This window comes from Granulibacter bethesdensis, assembly GCF_001889525.1.
Taxonomy (GTDB): Bacteria; Pseudomonadota; Alphaproteobacteria; order Acetobacterales; family Acetobacteraceae; genus Granulibacter; species Granulibacter bethesdensis_C.
In genome coordinates, this window is record NZ_CP018192.1 from 1,990,844 (window position 1) to 2,007,500 (window position 16,657).

The 16,657-nt window shown below is 57.7% G+C and carries 14 protein-coding genes, 1 tRNA gene and 2 rRNA genes (1 of these 17 only partly in view); 13 read left to right on the forward strand and 4 right to left on the reverse strand.

The window, feature by feature from the left end; all coding sequences use genetic code 11:
• Positions 1 to 102 precede the first annotated feature (102 nt).
• The 11 genes from GbCGDNIH6_RS08860 to GbCGDNIH6_RS08910 all read left to right on the forward strand — a co-directional run bounded on the left by GbCGDNIH6_RS08860 (position 103) and on the right by GbCGDNIH6_RS08910 (position 12,302).
• Entirely contained in the window at positions 103 to 1,875 is a 1,773-nt protein-coding gene (locus tag GbCGDNIH6_RS08860) for a GspE/PulE family protein (RefSeq protein ID WP_232449775.1), read from the forward strand.
• Positions 1,872 to 3,125, forward strand: a complete 1,254-nt coding sequence (locus tag GbCGDNIH6_RS08865; RefSeq protein ID WP_072563619.1) for a type II secretion system F family protein — start codon at positions 1,872 to 1,874, stop codon at positions 3,123 to 3,125. The genes GbCGDNIH6_RS08860 and GbCGDNIH6_RS08865 overlap by 4 nt, the downstream gene beginning before the upstream one ends.
• The gene (locus tag GbCGDNIH6_RS08870) at positions 3,122 to 3,589 is read left to right on the forward strand and encodes a pilus assembly FimT family protein (protein WP_072563620.1); all 468 of its coding nucleotides are present in this window, start codon (positions 3,122 to 3,124) and stop codon (positions 3,587 to 3,589) included. The genes GbCGDNIH6_RS08865 and GbCGDNIH6_RS08870 overlap by 4 nt, the downstream gene beginning before the upstream one ends.
• A complete protein-coding gene (locus tag GbCGDNIH6_RS08875) occupies positions 3,576 to 4,013 on the forward strand; it encodes a type IV pilus modification PilV family protein (RefSeq protein WP_072563621.1) in 438 nt (145 codons plus the stop codon). The genes GbCGDNIH6_RS08870 and GbCGDNIH6_RS08875 overlap by 14 nt, the downstream gene beginning before the upstream one ends.
• Positions 4,010 to 4,627, forward strand: a complete 618-nt coding sequence (locus tag GbCGDNIH6_RS08880; RefSeq protein WP_072563622.1) for a prepilin-type N-terminal cleavage/methylation domain-containing protein — start codon at positions 4,010 to 4,012, stop codon at positions 4,625 to 4,627. Before GbCGDNIH6_RS08875 ends, GbCGDNIH6_RS08880 begins: the two co-directional genes overlap by 4 nt.
• Positions 4,624 to 5,784, forward strand: coding sequence for a PilN domain-containing protein (locus tag GbCGDNIH6_RS08885; RefSeq protein ID WP_072563623.1), 1,161 nt, complete (start codon positions 4,624 to 4,626; stop codon positions 5,782 to 5,784). The genes GbCGDNIH6_RS08880 and GbCGDNIH6_RS08885 overlap by 4 nt, the downstream gene beginning before the upstream one ends.
• Positions 5,781 to 6,419 (forward strand): type II secretion system protein GspM, encoded by a 639-nt coding sequence (gspM, locus tag GbCGDNIH6_RS08890; RefSeq protein WP_072563624.1) that lies wholly within the window; start codon positions 5,781 to 5,783, stop codon positions 6,417 to 6,419. The genes GbCGDNIH6_RS08885 and gspM overlap by 4 nt, the downstream gene beginning before the upstream one ends.
• A complete protein-coding gene (locus tag GbCGDNIH6_RS08895; RefSeq protein ID WP_072563625.1) occupies positions 6,416 to 7,015 on the forward strand; it encodes a hypothetical protein in 600 nt (199 codons plus the stop codon). Before gspM ends, GbCGDNIH6_RS08895 begins: the two co-directional genes overlap by 4 nt.
• Positions 7,016 to 7,187: 172 nt before the next feature.
• The gene (locus GbCGDNIH6_RS08900; RefSeq protein WP_157692399.1) at positions 7,188 to 8,852 is read left to right on the forward strand and encodes a phosphatidylinositol-specific phospholipase C domain-containing protein; all 1,665 of its coding nucleotides are present in this window, start codon (positions 7,188 to 7,190) and stop codon (positions 8,850 to 8,852) included.
• A gap of 292 nt (positions 8,853 to 9,144) precedes the next feature.
• Positions 9,145 to 11,406 (forward strand): type II secretion system secretin GspD, encoded by a 2,262-nt coding sequence (gene gspD, locus GbCGDNIH6_RS08905; RefSeq protein WP_157692400.1) that lies wholly within the window; start codon positions 9,145 to 9,147, stop codon positions 11,404 to 11,406.
• 65 nt (positions 11,407 to 11,471) lie between these two features.
• Positions 11,472 to 12,302, forward strand: coding sequence for a helix-hairpin-helix domain-containing protein (locus GbCGDNIH6_RS08910; protein WP_072563627.1), 831 nt, complete (start codon positions 11,472 to 11,474; stop codon positions 12,300 to 12,302).
• Positions 12,303 to 12,336: 34 nt separating this feature from the next.
• On the opposite strand, the gene gspG is transcribed toward GbCGDNIH6_RS08910, so the two are convergent.
• Complete coding sequence (gene gspG, locus GbCGDNIH6_RS08915) at positions 12,337 to 12,849, reverse strand: type II secretion system major pseudopilin GspG (protein ID WP_025287151.1); 513 nt, start codon at positions 12,847 to 12,849, stop codon at positions 12,337 to 12,339.
• Positions 12,850 to 12,902: 53 nt separating this feature from the next.
• Here gspG and GbCGDNIH6_RS08920 point away from each other — a divergent pair, with 53 nt between their 5' ends.
• Positions 12,903 to 13,307: a lytic transglycosylase domain-containing protein gene (locus tag GbCGDNIH6_RS08920; RefSeq protein ID WP_025287152.1), complete on the forward strand. Its 405-nt coding sequence runs from the start codon at positions 12,903 to 12,905 to the stop codon at positions 13,305 to 13,307.
• 92 nt (positions 13,308 to 13,399) lie between these two features.
• Positions 13,400 to 14,458 (forward strand): transporter substrate-binding domain-containing protein, encoded by a 1,059-nt coding sequence (locus tag GbCGDNIH6_RS08925; RefSeq protein ID WP_157692401.1) that lies wholly within the window; start codon positions 13,400 to 13,402, stop codon positions 14,456 to 14,458.
• A gap of 552 nt (positions 14,459 to 15,010) precedes the next feature.
• On the opposite strand, the gene GbCGDNIH6_RS08935 is transcribed toward GbCGDNIH6_RS08925, so the two are convergent.
• The 3 genes from GbCGDNIH6_RS08935 to GbCGDNIH6_RS08945 form a co-directional block, all read right to left on the reverse strand.
• Positions 15,011 to 15,087, reverse strand: a tRNA-Met gene (locus tag GbCGDNIH6_RS08935).
• 37 nt (positions 15,088 to 15,124) lie between these two features.
• Positions 15,125 to 15,239 (reverse strand): 5S ribosomal RNA (gene rrf, locus GbCGDNIH6_RS08940).
• A 103-nt stretch (positions 15,240 to 15,342) separates the two neighbouring features.
• Positions 15,343 to 16,657: ribosomal RNA gene (locus GbCGDNIH6_RS08945) — 23S ribosomal RNA — on the reverse strand (it continues 1,423 nt past the right edge of the window).

Below are 16,657 nucleotides of genomic sequence, written 5' to 3' on the forward strand. Positions count from 1 at the left end.
CAGCAATCATCGAGTTTATTGAGCAGGGGGCGTATAACTCTGAATTGACAGGCCGCCATACGCTCGGCGCTGATGTTTTTCTGCACAGACGCAGAAGCGGATATGACCATGCAATATGATACGGCTCAGGTGTTCAGGCAGTCCGATGTCGGTCTCTCCGATACCGGCGCGATACAGGATCGTCTGACCAGTCTTCTTCTGTCCCTGGGCCATTGCGATTCTGCATCAGTCAGCCGTGCCACCTCTCTGGCGCGCGAAACCGGGGAGCGGCGCGACGTCGTGATGCAGCGTCTCGGTCTCGTGACCGAGCGTGATCTGGCCGAGGCTTATGCGGCCCTGCTGCATGCTCCCCTGCTTCGGGAGGCTGATTTTCCTGATACTCCGCTTTTTGCCGGCACACTGCCGCGGCGTTTCCTGCGTACCTCCCGCATTCTACCGGTTTCTATCGCGGCGGACGGCACGGTGACCCTCGCCATGGCTGATCCGCTGGATCAATTTGCATGCGACTCCGTAGCAGCAGCGCTGGGCCGGCCTGTGCGCATCGGCATCGCCGTGCCGATCATGGTGGAGACCGCGCTGCAACGTCTTTACCCTGAAACAGACACACTTCAGGATACTGGTAACGAGGTGGAACCAAACGGTGACGGACGGGCCGACGACACGGAGAGACTACGCGATCTGTCCAGCGATGCGCCGGTGATCAGGCTGGTCAACCAGATCATCAGCCGGGCAGTCGAAACCGGTGCCAGCGACATCCATATCGAGCCGTTCGAAGACCGGATCGCAATCCGCTACCGTTATGACGGTGTGCTGCATGAGGCGGAAGGCGTCTCCGCCCGTGGCGGCTCGGCAGCGGCGATCACATCCCGCATCAAGATCATGGCCCGACTGGACATCGCCGAACGCCGACTGCCGCAGGATGGGCGACTGAAGCTGGCCGTACGCGGGCAGGAGGTCGATTTCCGTGTCTCCACCGTGCCTTCCCTGTATGGCGAAACGGTGGTGATGCGTATTCTGGACCGCAGCGCCGTCGCTTTCGAATTCGATCGTCTGGGGTTGCGCGCTGCAGTAAGGGAAAAGCTGGAACGTTGTCTGGCCATGCCAAATGGCATCGTTCTGGTCACCGGCCCCACCGGCAGCGGCAAGACCACGACGCTTTATGCCGGGCTGAACAGTCTCAACAGCCCGACCCGCAAGATCGTCACCATCGAAGACCCGGTGGAATATCAGCTCCGGGGCATCAACCAGATACAGGTGAAGCCCCAGATCGGCCTGAGTTTCGCGGCACTGCTGCGTGCCATCCTGCGGCAAGACCCCGATGTCATCATGGTCGGCGAGGTGCGCGATCTCGAAACCGCTCAGATCTCGGCACAGGCGGCGCTGACCGGGCATCTGGTGCTGTCCACCCTGCACACCAATTCCGCCGCCGCAACCGTAACCCGGCTGCGCGATATGGGGCTGGAAGATTACCTGCTGACCGCCGTGTTGCGCGGCGTGCTGGCCCAGCGTCTGGTGCGCGTGCTCTGCCCGGCCTGCAAGACATCGACCCCGGCCCCATCGGCGCTGATCGAACGTTTCCGACTGGACGAGCACGTTCCTGCCGGACAGACGCCCCATTTATGGCACCCCGTCGGATGCCCGGCCTGCCGCCAGACCGGCTATCGCGGTCGGATGGCCGTTGCGGAGTTTCTGGAACCCGATTCTGCGATTGACCGGCTGATCTATGCCCGCGCCGGTGAGGCCGAGATTGAGGAAGCAGCCCGTGCCGCCGGCATGCGCACCATGTTCGAGGCCGGGCTGGATGCCGTACTGGCCGGAGAAACCTCGCTGGAGGAGATCACACGCTGCCTGCACCATGGTGAGGACGCGCTGTGAGTGAGTCCGCGCATTATTCAGGTAGCCCTACAGGGGGTACAGCCTTCCGGTTCACCGCCCTGTCGACCACGGGGGAGATCACACAGGGAACCCTGTATGCCGCCAGCGTGCCTGAAGCCGAAACAGCCCTCCATGGGCGAGGCCTTGTACCGCTTGAGATTGCCCCGCTGAGGCTGAACACGCTGATGCAGCGCCTGCGTCGTCCGATGACCGGAATGAAGCAGGCGGAACTGACCCGCATCACCCGTGAACTCTCCATCATGCTGGAAACAGGACAGGATCTGGACCGTGCACTTCGCTTCGTGGGAGAGCACAGCGCGCGGCGGGAGTCCGTCCGCCTGATCGAGGCCGTCCGGAACCGGGTGCGGGATGGCAGCCCGCTGGCCGATGCCATGGCTGAGCATCCGCGCGCATTCCCTCCCCTTTATACCGGGATGGTCCGCGCCGGAGAGGCCGGGGGCAGTCTGGCCGCCACGCTGGACCGGCTGGCAGCCTATCTGGAGCGACAGCAGACCATGAATGCCGCACTGGTCTCTGCCCTGATATACCCCGCGCTGCTGCTGGTCACCGCGACTGGTGCCGTCCTGCTGCTGCTGACACAGGTGCTGCCGGAATTCGCCCCTCTGTTTGAGCAAAACATGGCGGCGATGCCGGCCTCGACCCGTTTCCTGCTCGCGCTGAGCCGAAATCTGTCCGTCTGGCTGCCGACAGCGCTGGTGCTCATGCTTGGCCTGCTGGCAGGGGTGTGGTGGCTGCTGCGACGGGACGGGCCGCGTCTGGCCGCGGATCGGTTCGGCCTGCGCCTGCCGCTGATCGGGGCTATCTGGCGAGAATTGCTGGCCGCAAGGTTGACGCGCACGCTCGGCAGCCTGCTGGTCAATGGCGTGCCGCTCATCAATGCGCTCGGGATCGCTCGTGAAACCCTCGGTAATCGCGCTGCCGTCAACGCTGTACGACTGGCAGCGCAGAATGCCAGTGAGGGGGGCTCCTTCGCCAATGCTCTCGCTGAACAGAACGTGTTCCCGGCCCGTACCATTGCGCTTTTGCGGCTGGGTGAGGAAAGCGCCCGGCTCGGCCCGCTCTGTCTGCGCGCTGCCGATATTCACGAAGATACGTTCCGCATCCGGATGCAGCGCGCCGTGTCGCTGGTCACACCCTCCATCACCGTTGCCATGGGGGCAATGGTCGCCGGAATTGTCAGCTCCGTGCTGATGGCGATGCTCAGCCTGAACGATCTGGCATCGCAATGAAAAAACCGAGCTCCACGTCAGCCCATCGGGCAGCCGGATTTACCCTGCTGGAAATGCTGGTGGTGCTGGCCATTCTCGGCGTGGGAACAGGGATTGCCCTGCTATATGGCACCCGGACACCGGATGGGCTGAAAGCCCGGGATGCGGCACGCGCCATCGCCATCGAATTTCGCCTCGCCCGCAGTCAGGCGATCTGGTCAGGTCATACAGTAAGGGTTACCGCCGACCTGGACCATGCCACGCTGCAACGGGACAACGCTATGCCTGTCCAACTGCGCGGCGTCACATTGCATCACCTCTCGCAAGACAGTGAAGCCGCAACGCAGGGTGATGATACACAGGTCACGCTGCTGTTTCTGCCCCATGGGGGGGCGAAGGGTGACGGCCTTGCCGTCAGTGCCGGCCATACCTTTATCAACGTACGAGCCAATCCATTGACCGGCGCCGTCAATGTCGTCCCGTAATGTCTCCACTCCTGGACGCGATACAAGGCAGGAGAACGGGTTTACCCTGCTGGAAACGCTGATCGCTTTCATCATTCTGGCTCTGGCGCTCAGTGAAATTTTTGATGGCAGTCTGATCGGCCTGCGCTCTGCCCGGCGGGCGGAGGAAATAAGGCAGGCTCTGGTCATGGCGCGCAATCATCTGGATGAGACGATCCATGCCGCGCCCGCAACGCTGGCCCGTGCCCATATATGGGAGGGGGAAGACCGTAACGCCATGCGCTGGCGCGTCGTGGTAAGACCACTGATGCAGGCACCGAGATTGCAAATGCCGCTGTGGCTGTCGGAAATCACTGTCTCGGTCTGGTCTTCCTCCGTCAGCAGCACAGATGGCATGCCGCCCCTCGTCACATTGGTGACCCGGCAAATGGCGGGGGTGCGATGATGCGATCAGGCGATCAAAGGCAAGAGGACGCCGGATTTACGCTGCTGGAAGTTCTGGTGGCACTGGTGGTGCTGGGCTTTCTGATCGTGGGACTGACCGAAGGCACCCGTTTCGGTTTTCTGGCGCAGCAGCATCAGGATGCGATTCAGGCCGGCGCCCCCACGCTGGAAGGCGCGGATCGCGCCCTGCGCAGCCTGCTGCGTACGATGCGTCCCGGACTGCCGACCGATGACAGCAATCCCCTTCCCTGGCCGCACGGGGACAATCGAACGTTATTCTTCATCGCCCTGATGCCCGGCAGCGAGGATGATCCGTCCAGCCCTGACTCCACTCTTGCCGACATGGTTCTGCTCGTGCGGAATAATGCGCTGACCCTGCGCTGGACACACCATATCAACGGCACCCCAAGGCATCCGTTACACTGGCAGGAGGCCACGCTGCTGGCGCCGGTCCAGGCACTGGCCATTGCCTATCAGGATGATCAGGGGAACTGGTCCGGCCGCTGGGAAGGGCCTGCCATTCCATCCCTGATCCGCCTGAGCCTGCACCGCTCCCTGACCCAGAAGCAGCAGGTTCTGATCATCGCGCCGCGTATTGATACGGAACGTCCATGACAATTTCATTTGCTCCAGGAGCATCCCATATCACGCGCCTGCTGGCGCCCGTCCGAAAGGCTCTGAAGCCGCTATCGGACAAAATCGGCGCTTTTTTCACATGGTGGGGCACGCAGCTTGCCGCCTGTCTGCCTGCCGGGGTCCGCGCACGTCTGCTGACATTGGCCGGGCAAAACGAAAATTTGCTTCGTCTTTCCATTGTGGAACACGATGATGATCCCCTTCTTTCTCCCCGTGTTACCCTATCCCTCATCCGGGGTACACGCGTGCAGAATCTGGGCATTTATCGCACGACACAGGCCACCGAGCTTGCCGTCCTGCGCAGTATTCTCGACCAGTGGCAACAACGGGCCACTCCGGTTCTGCAAAGTGTCGGGATATCTCCCCTGATGCGAACAGTAACCCTGTCGATAACAGCCGAAGAATGGCTCGACCAGGTACTGGCCCATGAAATGGACCGCCTGACACCCTTTACAGCTGACACTGCTCTGTGGACCTACGACATCCTGTCACGCGATCAGACGCAGCAGAAACTGACCATTCGTCTGCATCTGCTCCCCTCCTCCTGGCTTCCACCGCATCTTTCGTGGCTGAATAGCCTCGGCTTCTTCCCCCGTCAGGTAGAGGCGGAAACAATCCTGTTTCCGATCCGCAATGCCGACATTCGGGAGCGGAACAGGGGACGCTATGCTATTGCGGCACAATGGGCATGGGCAGGATGCGGCGCTCTGCTGATCCTCACAGTGGCAACCCCTTTCATCCATCAATCGATGACACTGGGGCGGCTGGATAAGACCATCGCCCTGATCAAACCAGAGGCACAGAAAGCCTCTGCCCTGCGCCGTACCAATACCGCGGAGCAGGCAAAACAGGCTGCTCTGGCCGAAGGAGGCGGACGCAGCGGAGATGTACTCAGCATGCTGAAAATTCTGACCGATGCCCTACCGGATGACAGTTTCATCAGCGATTTGACCCTGTCCCGCCGTGCCGTCACCATCAGCGGCCAGTCAGGAGCAGCAGCCCAATTGATGGCATCCTTCAGCAACAATCCTTTCATCCACAACGCGGCCTTTACCGCTCCGGTGATGCGTAGTCCGGATGAGAAAACCGACCTGTTCGCCATCCGGCTGGATATAAGACCGGAGGCCAGGCCATGATCAGGGGTTTTCTGTCCCAGGCCGGCACAAATGACAGCTTTAAACTTCCCACCGGCCGGGCAGGCCAACTCTGTGCCCTCGGCCTTGCCCTGTTGGCTGTGGGCATGACATGGCTGGGCATCATCTCACCACTGCTGGGCTGGTACGCAGCACGACAGTACAGGATTGAGGATCGCACCACGCTGCTGGCACATATGCAGGGGGCTGTTGCATCCCTTCCTGCCCTGCAACAAACCCGCACGCTCATGCAGCGGGGGAATGCAGCGAACACCGTTTTGCTGCAAAGCCCAAACGATGCGGCCAATGCCGCGCAGATTCAGGAAGCCCTGCGGGCACTCAGCCAACAAACTGGCGTTTCGCTGCTCAGTGCGGAAACATTGCCCGCCGACACTCTCGGCGCGTACCGGAAAATCAGCCTTCGCCTGTCCGTACGAGGGAGCTGGCCCGCCCTCATCGCCTTGATTGCAGGCCTTGGAGAGGCTTCCCCTCAGATTATTGCTGATGAAATACAGATGCACGCTTCCATTGCAGGTGCGATCAAGCCTGACGACATCGGGTATTCACCACCTATCGACATGACCATGACCGTATCGGCACTGGCTGTTGCCCCCTCCTCCCATCAGGCGCAGCCATGACAATCAGCCGTCTGTTGCTGCCTCTTTTCCTGTGTTGTCTCCTGATCGGGGTCATCTTCAAACTGGCTTTTGCACCAGAGGCAGCCCACGTGGGAGCCGAACTGGGCACTGTTGCCAAAACCCCCATCCCTGCCACCCCGCCCCTTCCCGCCTTTACGTCAGAGGAAGCAGTCAAAGTCATTCTTGCACGGCCCTTGTTCGCGCCACGGCGACGCCCGCTGCCAAGCTCAGAAACGGGTCATATCAATTTGCCACGCCTGACCGGCATTATCACCGGCCCAGGTGACCGCAAAGCTATTTTCGCGGGAGAACCGCATTCTATCGCCATCGGCGCAGGAGGAAGTATCAAAGGCTATACCGTGACCGGCATCGAAGCTGGCACAGTCACGCTGAGTGGGCCGGAGGGAACCATGACATTGCACCCACAACGTGCCGCCGATAACGCAGATGCAGCCATATCCCAAAGCACCCCGACCGACCCGCAATCCTCCGGGTCGAACCAGCCCCGTACGTCACAACCGGATGAACAGCCCTCCCCAGCCATTATCGATGCAATGCGACGGCGATTACTCGGAACCCAGCGGCCAGGCGAGTGACAACTTCAGATTTTATACAGCGATGAGCGCTAGGGAATAGGGTCTCTAAAAAATTTTATTGAAAATCCAAAAGAAAAATTTTACGTTTCTATTCAGAAGAGTTTGTATTTTTATTTCAATCGTTAATAATGCAAAATATTAATGATGAAATCATTTTCAATGGATGTATCCCATGCACAACTATCATCCTATCCCCACATCCATAACAAAGCGTAATCTACTCAAAGGCATCGCGGGTGGGACAGCAGCTTCTGTCGCCGGGCTGGCCATCGCTGAAGAAGCCGATGCATGGAGCTTTACCAGCTGGCTCAAATCCATTTTTTATCCCACCTATACCGTCAATGCTCAGATTACGACTTTTCTGGATTCTGCCCTGTCTTCAGCATTCCGCACCATCGGTGTGAATGCAGGAACGCAAAATTATACCAATCAGAATACGGGTGCATTCGATATTCGCCCCGCTCAGCTCAGCGTAACGGGACTGACCGCTGCATTCCAGACGAAATCGGTCAACTGGTTCGCACAGATTGCAGGCAACCAGATCAAGCGCAGCAATACAGAAATCGCTCCGTTCGGGGATCGCCTGAGCAGCACCGATCTGGGATCCATGTTGGCCTCCCAGCGTTCAATCACAGGCGGCAATTTCAGCCTTAGTTACGGTTTTTACAATGCGGCAATCAGCGACACGATCCTGAACGCATTCGACGGTGGCATTTCCGCCCCCTCCTGCAACGATCTGACAAATGCATATCAGTTCTACATGTATCTAACAGACCGTTATAATACGTGGATGGGGGATCTGGTAAAAGCCACACCACGTCTCGCTTCACAGCCTTTCGGTGTATTTGTGCTGCCCGGTGCTCATGATGCCGGCATGAATGGGCTACCGCGTCTTGGTGATCTGTTTGCCAATAGCCGTCGTCTGGATGGTCTCCTGAATTCTCTGTTGAACAACGTTCCTGCGGTCAGTCGCCAATTGCTCAGTCTTGGAGGCACTGCTTTTCTACGCGCCCTGCCCCAAAGCACCCTGTCACGTGTGATCCGCAATCTCGCCCTCACCCAAAAAGATGACACGGCCACAATGCTCAATCTGGGGATCCGCTACTTCGATTTCCGCCCCGGTTATATTTTTCCAGCAGGCGCGTCAGAACAGGCGATGGGCCTGTTCCATCAGCACAACATGATCCCGGGTGGTTCTTACACCACCTTCCTCGCGGATGTTTTGAACTGGCTGAAAGCCAACCCATCTGAAATCGTTGTCCTGCACATCAATTCACAGGGGATTTACAACGATGCCATGATCCCTTCACAGGGAACACTGGATGCGGTTCTATCTTCTGCACTGTCGCAATATGGGGCGGGGATCAAAAGTGGTGATAAAACTGCGTTCGGGTCTTCCTATGCTTCCCTGATCTCAGCCAACAAGCGCCTGATTGTATTGTATCAAAGCGGCTCCTACCGAACCGTCACTCGATATGATTCCTACAGCGATGGTGCTTATGCGACCACCTGCCCTACCTCGATTCTGGGTGCGCTCAATAGTATGAATGCTGCCGGACAGTCCGGCGCGGATTATACTGTGCTTCAGCTTCAGGGTACTGCCACCAGCACGAAATCCGGCGCGGCCGCAGCTATTCTGGGGGATGGTGATGCATCTTCCCCTCTGTTGGCAACAAAGCCTGTGTTTGATGCAGCTAACGTCGGCTGGGCCCGGGGATTAGCGGGCGGTCGTTTCCTGCCTCGCCAGCCGCTGGTACTGCTGAATGACTTTGCCGACAACGCGATGACATCGTCCGCTATTGTCGTCACTCGTCAGCGTAGTTTCGCTGTCGCATGATATCGTCTTGATGATCTTCAGCTTATGACGTGCACTCTTTAGTGGAGGCCGGACCTTGCAAGGCAGCAAAAGTGACTTGCTTACCCGGTTCTCCACTGATAAAGCCGCACGTCATATGCATGACCACCTTGACATCCTATCTTGAGGCAGTGGCGGTTTTCTCTGACGGATTACCATAAACCGGCCCCTGAAGCGGCTTGCCGGAATATTCATGACATCCACGAGTAAACACGTTTTCTCACGAGCCATTTCCTTTTCGGCTGCTGTATCCTTGCAGTCCCTTTGCCTGTGCATGCCTGTCTTCTTGGCAAGTTGCGGAAAAGACGAATCGCCGCAACTGGAACCCCTGCCACCTCTGACCCGCGATGCTGGCATTGCCGCAAGACAGGTTAATACCACCCTCGCACCCAGCCTTCCTCCTCCCGGGCAACTCAGCTATGGACGGGTTCCGATCCAGTCCGGCACAGCAGCAGGCAGCCGTATGGCAGAGGCCGGGGGCAATAACATAACACTCAATTTCACGGATACCGATATCCGTGATGTCAGCGCCCAGATTTTGGGCGGCCTGCTCAAGGTAAACTATACTATCGACCCATCCGTGCATGGCACGGCGACTTTTCATACATCCCAGCCACTCAGTGCCACGGCCCTCCTGCCGACGCTTCAGGTTCTGCTGAACCAGAACGGAGCAGCGGTCGTGCAGACAGAAGGGCTGTATCGTGTTCTGCCCATCGGTGCCGCTGCGGGCATCACAGCCTCCGCCGGACAGAATGGTGAAGCGATTCTGAATGGCGGGGCAACCATCGTACCGCTGCGCTATGCCTCGGCCGAGCAACTGGCCAAAACATTGCAGCCTTATGCACAGAATGGCGCGAAAATCGCAGCTGATGCCGGGCGAAATGCCGTGCTGGTTTCCGGTGATCCACAGGCGCGGGAAGTCATGATCGGACTGATCCAGGCTTTTGATGTGGATATGCTGGCAGGACAGTCCTTTGCACTTTTCCCGGCCGATGCCGGAGGTGCCAAGGAATACGCACAGGCTCTTCAGACCGCAGCCTCCAGTCAGCAGGGAGGCGCACTGGCCGGAGTAGTACGGATATTGCCGATGGACCGGATCAATGCCGTTCTGGCCGTCGCCCGCAGCGCAAGACAGATCGAGGATTTGCGACGGATCGACACGATGGTCGGGCAAAGGCGACGGCAGTCAACCCGAAGCTGGCATGTCTATTACCTTCAAAATGGCCGCAGCAACGATGTCGCCTATGTCCTGCAACAGGCCTTCACGCCGGGGCGCGTGACCGCACAGCCAACACCACGCAACACCACACGTCCCGCGGGCCAGTCACAATCCTCCGCCACACAGGGAGGGGCCGGTGGAATCAATGGCGGCATGACAGGAGGAACCTCCTCCATGACCCCCGGCGGCAATGGCGGATTACCGCAGGCCGGCAATACGGGAGATGTCTCACAACAACCACAATCGGGCAGCAGCAACCCCCTGCTCGGCCCCCTGACCGGTGCGGGCGGTGGCTCTGCCGGCAGTATGGATGATGCGGGTACCGACCCTAATACGCTGCGTATCGTACCCAATATGCAGAATAATGCCGTTCTGATCTTCGCGACGGAAAGCGAGTATGGCCCGATTGAGACCATGCTCCGTAAAATCGACATTCTGCCCCTTCAGGTGCGGATTGACGCCATCATTGCCGAAGTCGCGCTGAACGATACCCTGCGATACGGTACACAATTCTTTTTCCGTGAAGGAGGCCTCAACAGCGCCATGCAAACCGCGGCAGCGACAGCCGCAACGGCCAGCACCGGCGGTCTTCTTGCCGCGGCAATACCGGGATTTTCCAATGGCTTCCTGCTGACCGGCAGCAGCAGCTCCCAGCTGGCCATGACGCTGTTGCAATCCGTCACCAAGGTGCAGGTCCTCTCCTCGCCAGAGCTGATGGTGTTGGATAACGAACCTGCAAGGCTTCAGGTAGGAGCCCTGGTGCCTTATCTGACAGCCCAGTCACAGGCGACGATCGGGCAGTCAGCCATTATCAACGCGGTCAGCTATCAGCAAACCGGCGTGATCCTGAACGTAACGCCCCGCGTCAACAACAGCGGTCTGGTCACGCTCGATATTTCACAGGAAGTCAGCGATGTTGATACCAGTATCAACACCAACGGCATTTCCTCCCCCGCTTTCCAGCAGCGTAGCGTACAGTCCCGCGTCGTGGTGCAGGATGGACAGACTGTCGGGCTGGCCGGGTTGATCCGCGATAATAACTCCCGCGCCAATGGCGGTGTGCCATTCCTGAAAGACGTGCCGGTACTCGGCAGTGTGTTCGGGCAGCAGAATAATAATCGTAGCCGCACCGAACTTCTGATTCTGGTCACGCCTCATGTCATTCATGACCAGCGGGATGCGCGCGCCCTGACCGAAGATCTGAGGCAGAATCTGCGTGATGCCGCCCTTGTCCCCCAGGAGCTGAATCATCTGCGCCCTACCGGCTCCGCCGATCCGAACCGCCATGTCAGACGCTCGCTGGGGCTAGAACGCTGAAGCGGCCCCGAAAAGATCGGACAGGAACAAGCCTGACCAGATCAGGACGGGATCGTGGCTTTGCATTGCTGATTGTGCTGTGGGGCATTGTGCCACTGACGATCATCAGCAGCCGTATTGTTGCCACCGGGCAAAGTGAATTGCGACTTTCTACAGCTCTGGTAGCCGCGGAGCAAGCCGATGCGGAAGCAGAGGGGGCCGTGCAGGACGCCATTTTTCGTCTTGCAGCCGGTCAATGGCCGATCAAGGCCGCCCTTTATCGTTGGGCACTCCCTGATGCTCAGGCAGTTATCCGGATCGAACCAGAAAAGGATAAAATAAACCCTAACACGGCCTCCGTGCTCGCCCTGCAATATCTGATGGAGGCAACAGGGATACGGTCGGCCACGGCAGCGATTGTGGCCCGCAATATCGTACTCTGGCGCACCCCCCCTGCCCTGATGACAACGGAGGAACAGGCGGATCTGGCCCGGCTTGCTACCTCCAGCACAATGGAGGCCGTAGCAGGCCACTATTTCACGTCACTGGATGGCCTGTTGTCATTACCTGGAATGACTCCTGCCCTGCTGGACCGACTGCGCGCCCATCTGTCTCTCTATCAGCCTGATATACCGGATACCGGGGCCTCTGATCCGCTGGTTATGCATGCACTGCTCCGTGCCACGAAGGTGGATGGGATCAGGCTGCCATCAGCCTCCAGTCCAGCCGATATACGCAGCAGTGATCATATCGCCGTGACTGTCGCGGTAATGATTGTCCGAAAAGCAGATGGTCGGGAGGCCGCTGCGCGCGTGGCAACAGTGCAGCTGAATCCGGACAAAGGCATCGTCACGGTGCTGGACTGGCGCCGGGTGCCCTTATCCCGCGCCGCCGAACGGGTCGTTAAAGGGCGCTGAAGCACAAGCCGAGGATCTACCCCTGAATGTCTTGTCATTCGTTGCAGATCATGCCGGGCGCAGGAACATCGCCCGGCACATTCTTCTCGCCACGAGAGCACAGATCATACGGCATTTCCTCCCGCGCTGAAGGTGACCGATACAGGAATGGATGATTCCAGGGGTCCTGTGGCAATCTGCGATCCTTAAGATAGGGGCCATTCCACGCATCGGCATCCGCGGCCGGCCGATTGACAAGAGCACCCAGGCCGTCGGACGTCGAAGGATAGCTGCCCATATCCAGCCTGTAGAGATCAAGGACTGAGCCAATGCGTTGCACAGCCTGCCTTGCCACAGACTGGCGGGCGCCTCCCAGTTGGCGCAACACGGCAGGAGCAGCCAATCCCACCAGAATTCCCAGAATGGCGATAACAACCAGCATCTCGATCAGGGTAAAACCCGCATCCGCAGAAGAACGGGCATGAAATTGACCGCTCTGGCTCCAAGGAAACAGGCGAAACCGGATTCCAGCTATTACGAATGTAAACCGATTGCGTTTAGCTGTCATATGATGTTTCCTCCCTCATCTTCACAGGATACTCCACCAAAGATCAACCTGACGTGAGCATACCCTATATTGCCTGTATGGCATCGACTGCATCTTACTACCACCTTCCGCCCCGCGTACTGCCATCAATTCAGGCGGTGGAAAAAGGGGCGGTCGGGGTTGTGCATCGCAATGCGAACGGGACAGAAGATCTCGGTCTGATGCAGATCAATACCAGTTGGATAGAGCCGATTGCCCATTTTACCGGTCTTTCCGTTCAGGCCACACGGGTCAGGCTGCTGATGGATCCCTGTTTCAATATTGCAGCGGCAGGAGCCATCATCCGAGATCATCTGAATGCATCAGGCGGAAACATGATGATGGCTATTGGGAATTATCACTCCCGCACACCGATCCATCATTTTTCATATCGCCGTAAGGTACAGAACGCGGCATCCCGGTTATTCATAGGCCCATGACACCGTTTTTTTCCAACGCTTTCCGCCGTCCTCTCCGTTCTGTGTTTGGGCTCTGTTTCCTTCTGTTCGCCATACTGGCTCAAGCAGGCATTATGGGAGTCGTCCTTCTTCCTGCCAATGTTATGGCAGCGGATAAAAATGCAGCCGAGCATGTTGTGATCAATGCAGGCTATTTTATCGATCCGCCTTTCGTGCTGCCGCATCAGAAGAATGATCATCCAGCTGGGCTGGCCATTGATCTATGGGACAAGACGTCACAGATGCAGGGCTGGATCACCCATTATCACCGCTATGGAACAATAGCCGATCTTCTCTCTGCTCTTGAGCGCGGGGAGATCGATGTCGGTACGGTCGGCCTGACAATCAGCAGCCAGCGTATGGAGAAAGTGATCTTCAGCCAGCCGTGGTTTCAGACCGGGCTGCGGATGATGATTGTCAAACACAATAGTACAGGCCTTTCCAGACTTCTGAGTGAACTGGCTGCTTCCGGCCATCTGCGTAACTATCTGTTTATTTTTCTGGCGATCCTGGTGGCGACACTGATCACAGCCATCATGCACCGGCATGTGTTAAAGGATTCATCACCCCACTGGAGTTCCTCTCTGTCGGGCGCCTTCTATGATATGATGGCGATGCTGACCGGCAATCAAACGTCCGGCACCGTGCCAGAGCGAGCCGGTGCACGGATCATTGCCGCCATCTGGCTGCTCTGTGGCGTTGGCATTGTGGCCTATGTCACATCCAGCATTACCAGCGTGATGACAGCGTCAGAAATCAACCAGCGCGTGGACAATATCACTGACCTAGGCCATCGCCCGGTCAGCGCGATGAAAGGCAGCATCGCCATGGCTTTCGCCTTAGAGACCAGCCTGAACGTTCATGGATATACGCTCCTGTCCGATGCTGTAGATGAACTGATCCAGGGCAAAACAGCCGCCATTCTGGGAGATGCATCTCAGCTCGATTATTATATCCAACAGAATCCTACCCAATCACTGATCGTAACAGGCGCTACACTACGTCCGGAAAATCTCGGCTTCGTCATGCGGCCCGGTTTCCCTATGCGTGATCAGATCGACAGGGCTATTCTCAAATTGCAGGAAGAAAAAATTCTGTCCCAGATGGAGTCTGCCTATTTTTCACATCGATAAAGACGACTAACGCACCCGAACGCCTTTATAGTGCCGAACATAAGCTGGTTTGGCAGTCAAGGAGGGCAAGCGTTTATCAACCCTGTCGGAGAACATTATGAAAATCATCATTTCCAATAACGGAGTGCGCACGATGTAGGTACGCTCGGAAATGACTCCGTGCGTCATGGAGGGAAACTCCCATGTCTCGCACCTATCATCACAGCCTGAAGTATGGTCGTAATCATCGATGGGCCAATCGCCCAGATCGCTGTGGGTATGGAGGATCACGTGATGCCTCTGAATCTCCCAACTGGTACAGCCATCTGCATGATATCTGCCCGGCTCGTCATAAAGACAAGGCCATCAGCCGCCTCATTACGAGAGGTGCCATTGATCCTGTTGAGGCTGTTTTTTCTTACACCGGAACCAGAAGGCCACATAAATATTATTGGTAAGAACTGATACGGCAGCGATTTCTGACGTGTATTTTTGCTTAAACACATGTACAGCCGGTCCCCTTAAGAATTGGGGATCGGCTTTGTGCATTTGATGTAATGGGATTGTTTTATATGGTTGCGGGGGCAGGATTTGAACCTGCGGCCTTCAGGTTATGAGCCTGACGAGCTACCGGGCTGCTCCACCCCGCGTTTGTGGTGGTAGGTAGCGATAGAGGTGGGTTGGAAGACCTGGCGGCGACCTACTCTCCCGCATCTTGAGATGCAGTACCATGGGCGCTGGGGCATTTCACGTCCGAGTTCGGGATGGGATCGGGTGTAGTTTCCCCGCCATAGCCACCAGGTCGTCCAACCCACCTTTTTGGTGGTGGTGTTGTGATGGGATGTTCTGGTATTTTTTAGGATGTGCTGTGTGTCATGTGTGGATGACTTCTGTGCATGATGGAAGTTCTTGAGCCTATCGGGCTATTAGGACCAGTTAGCTGAGTGCGTTACCGCACGTATACACCTGGCCTATCGACGTGATGGTCTTTCACGGCCCTCAGGGAGACCTGGTTTTGAGGTGGGTTTCCCGCTTAGATGCTTTCAGCGGTTATCCCGTCCGCACATAGCTACCCGGCTGTGCCGCTGGCGCGACAACCGGTGCACCAGAGGTGCGTCCATCCCGGTCCTCTCGTACTAGGGACAGATCCTCTCAAGTCTCCAACACCCACGGCAGATAGGGACCGAACTGTCTCACGACGTTCTAAACCCAGCTCACGTACCACTTTAATCGGCGAACAGCCGAACCCTTGGGACCTGCTCCAGCCCCAGGATGTGATGAGCCGACATCGAGGTGCCAAACCTCCCCGTCGATGTGGACTCTTGGGGGAGATCAGCCTGTTATCCCTAGAGTACCTTTTATCCGTTGAGCGATGGCCCTTCCACGCGGGACCACCGGATCACTATGGCCGACTTTCGTCTCTGCTCGAACTGTCGCTCTCGCAGTCAGGCGGGCTTATGCCATTGCACTCAACAGCCGATGTCCGACCGGCTTGAGCCCACCATCGCGCGCCTCCGTTACCATTTGGGAGGCGACCGCCCCAGTCAAACTGCCCGCCATGCAGGGTCCCGGACCGGGCTGACCGGTCTCGGTTAGACACCAGAAAAACGCAGGGTGGTATTTCAAGGTTGGCTCCACACAAGCTAGCGCCCATGCTTCAAAGCCTCCCACCTATCCTACACAGCATTTTCCTGGTGCCACTGCAAAGCTGCAGTAAAGGTTCATAGGGTCTTTCCGTCTGACCGCGGGTACCCCGCATCTTCACGGGGAATTCAATTTCGCTGAGCCGATGCCGGAGACAGTGGGGAAGTCGTTACGCCATTCGTGCAGGTCGGAACTTACCCGACAAGGAATTTCGCTACCTTAGGACCGTTATAGTTACGGCCGCCGTTTACCGGGGCTTCAATTCAGTGCTTGCACACCTCCTCTTAACCTTCCGGCACCGGGCAGGCGTCAGACCCTATACGTCGTCTCTCGACTTCGCAGAGCCCTGTGTTTTTACTAAACAGTCGCTACCCCCTGGTCTGTGCCACCCACACCCGGTTGCCCGGACATGGGTCTTGCTTATCCCGAAGTTACGCAAGCAATTTGCCTAGTTCCTTCGACATCGTTCTCTCAAGCGCCTTGGTATGCTCTACCAGTCCACCTGTGTCGGTTTCGGGTACGGTCTATTCGCTGGAGCTATTTCCCGGAACGATCCGGCTGCAGGGGCAATCCAGT

What these genes read in the sequence shown, in the direction of transcription:
- GbCGDNIH6_RS08860 (WP_232449775.1), top strand. Translation starts at nt 103, where the DNA reads ATGACCATGCAATATGATACGGCTCAGGTGTTCAGGCAGTCCGATGTC.
- GbCGDNIH6_RS08870 (WP_072563620.1), top strand. Translation starts at nt 3,122, where the DNA reads ATGAAAAAACCGAGCTCCACGTCAGCCCATCGGGCAGCCGGATTTACC.
- GbCGDNIH6_RS08875 (WP_072563621.1), top strand. Translation starts at nt 3,576, where the DNA reads ATGTCGTCCCGTAATGTCTCCACTCCTGGACGCGATACAAGGCAGGAG.
- GbCGDNIH6_RS08880 (WP_072563622.1), top strand. Translation starts at nt 4,010, where the DNA reads ATGATGCGATCAGGCGATCAAAGGCAAGAGGACGCCGGATTTACGCTG.
- GbCGDNIH6_RS08885 (WP_072563623.1), top strand. Translation starts at nt 4,624, where the DNA reads ATGACAATTTCATTTGCTCCAGGAGCATCCCATATCACGCGCCTGCTG.
- gspM (WP_072563624.1), top strand. Translation starts at nt 5,781, where the DNA reads ATGATCAGGGGTTTTCTGTCCCAGGCCGGCACAAATGACAGCTTTAAA.
- GbCGDNIH6_RS08895 (WP_072563625.1), top strand. Translation starts at nt 6,416, where the DNA reads ATGACAATCAGCCGTCTGTTGCTGCCTCTTTTCCTGTGTTGTCTCCTG.
- GbCGDNIH6_RS08900 (WP_157692399.1), top strand. Translation starts at nt 7,188, where the DNA reads ATGCACAACTATCATCCTATCCCCACATCCATAACAAAGCGTAATCTA.
- gspD (WP_157692400.1), top strand. Translation starts at nt 9,145, where the DNA reads ATGCCTGTCTTCTTGGCAAGTTGCGGAAAAGACGAATCGCCGCAACTG.
- gspG (WP_025287151.1), bottom strand. Translation starts at nt 12,849, where the DNA reads ATGACAGCTAAACGCAATCGGTTTACATTCGTAATAGCTGGAATCCGG.
- GbCGDNIH6_RS08925 (WP_157692401.1), top strand. Translation starts at nt 13,400, where the DNA reads ATGGGAGTCGTCCTTCTTCCTGCCAATGTTATGGCAGCGGATAAAAAT.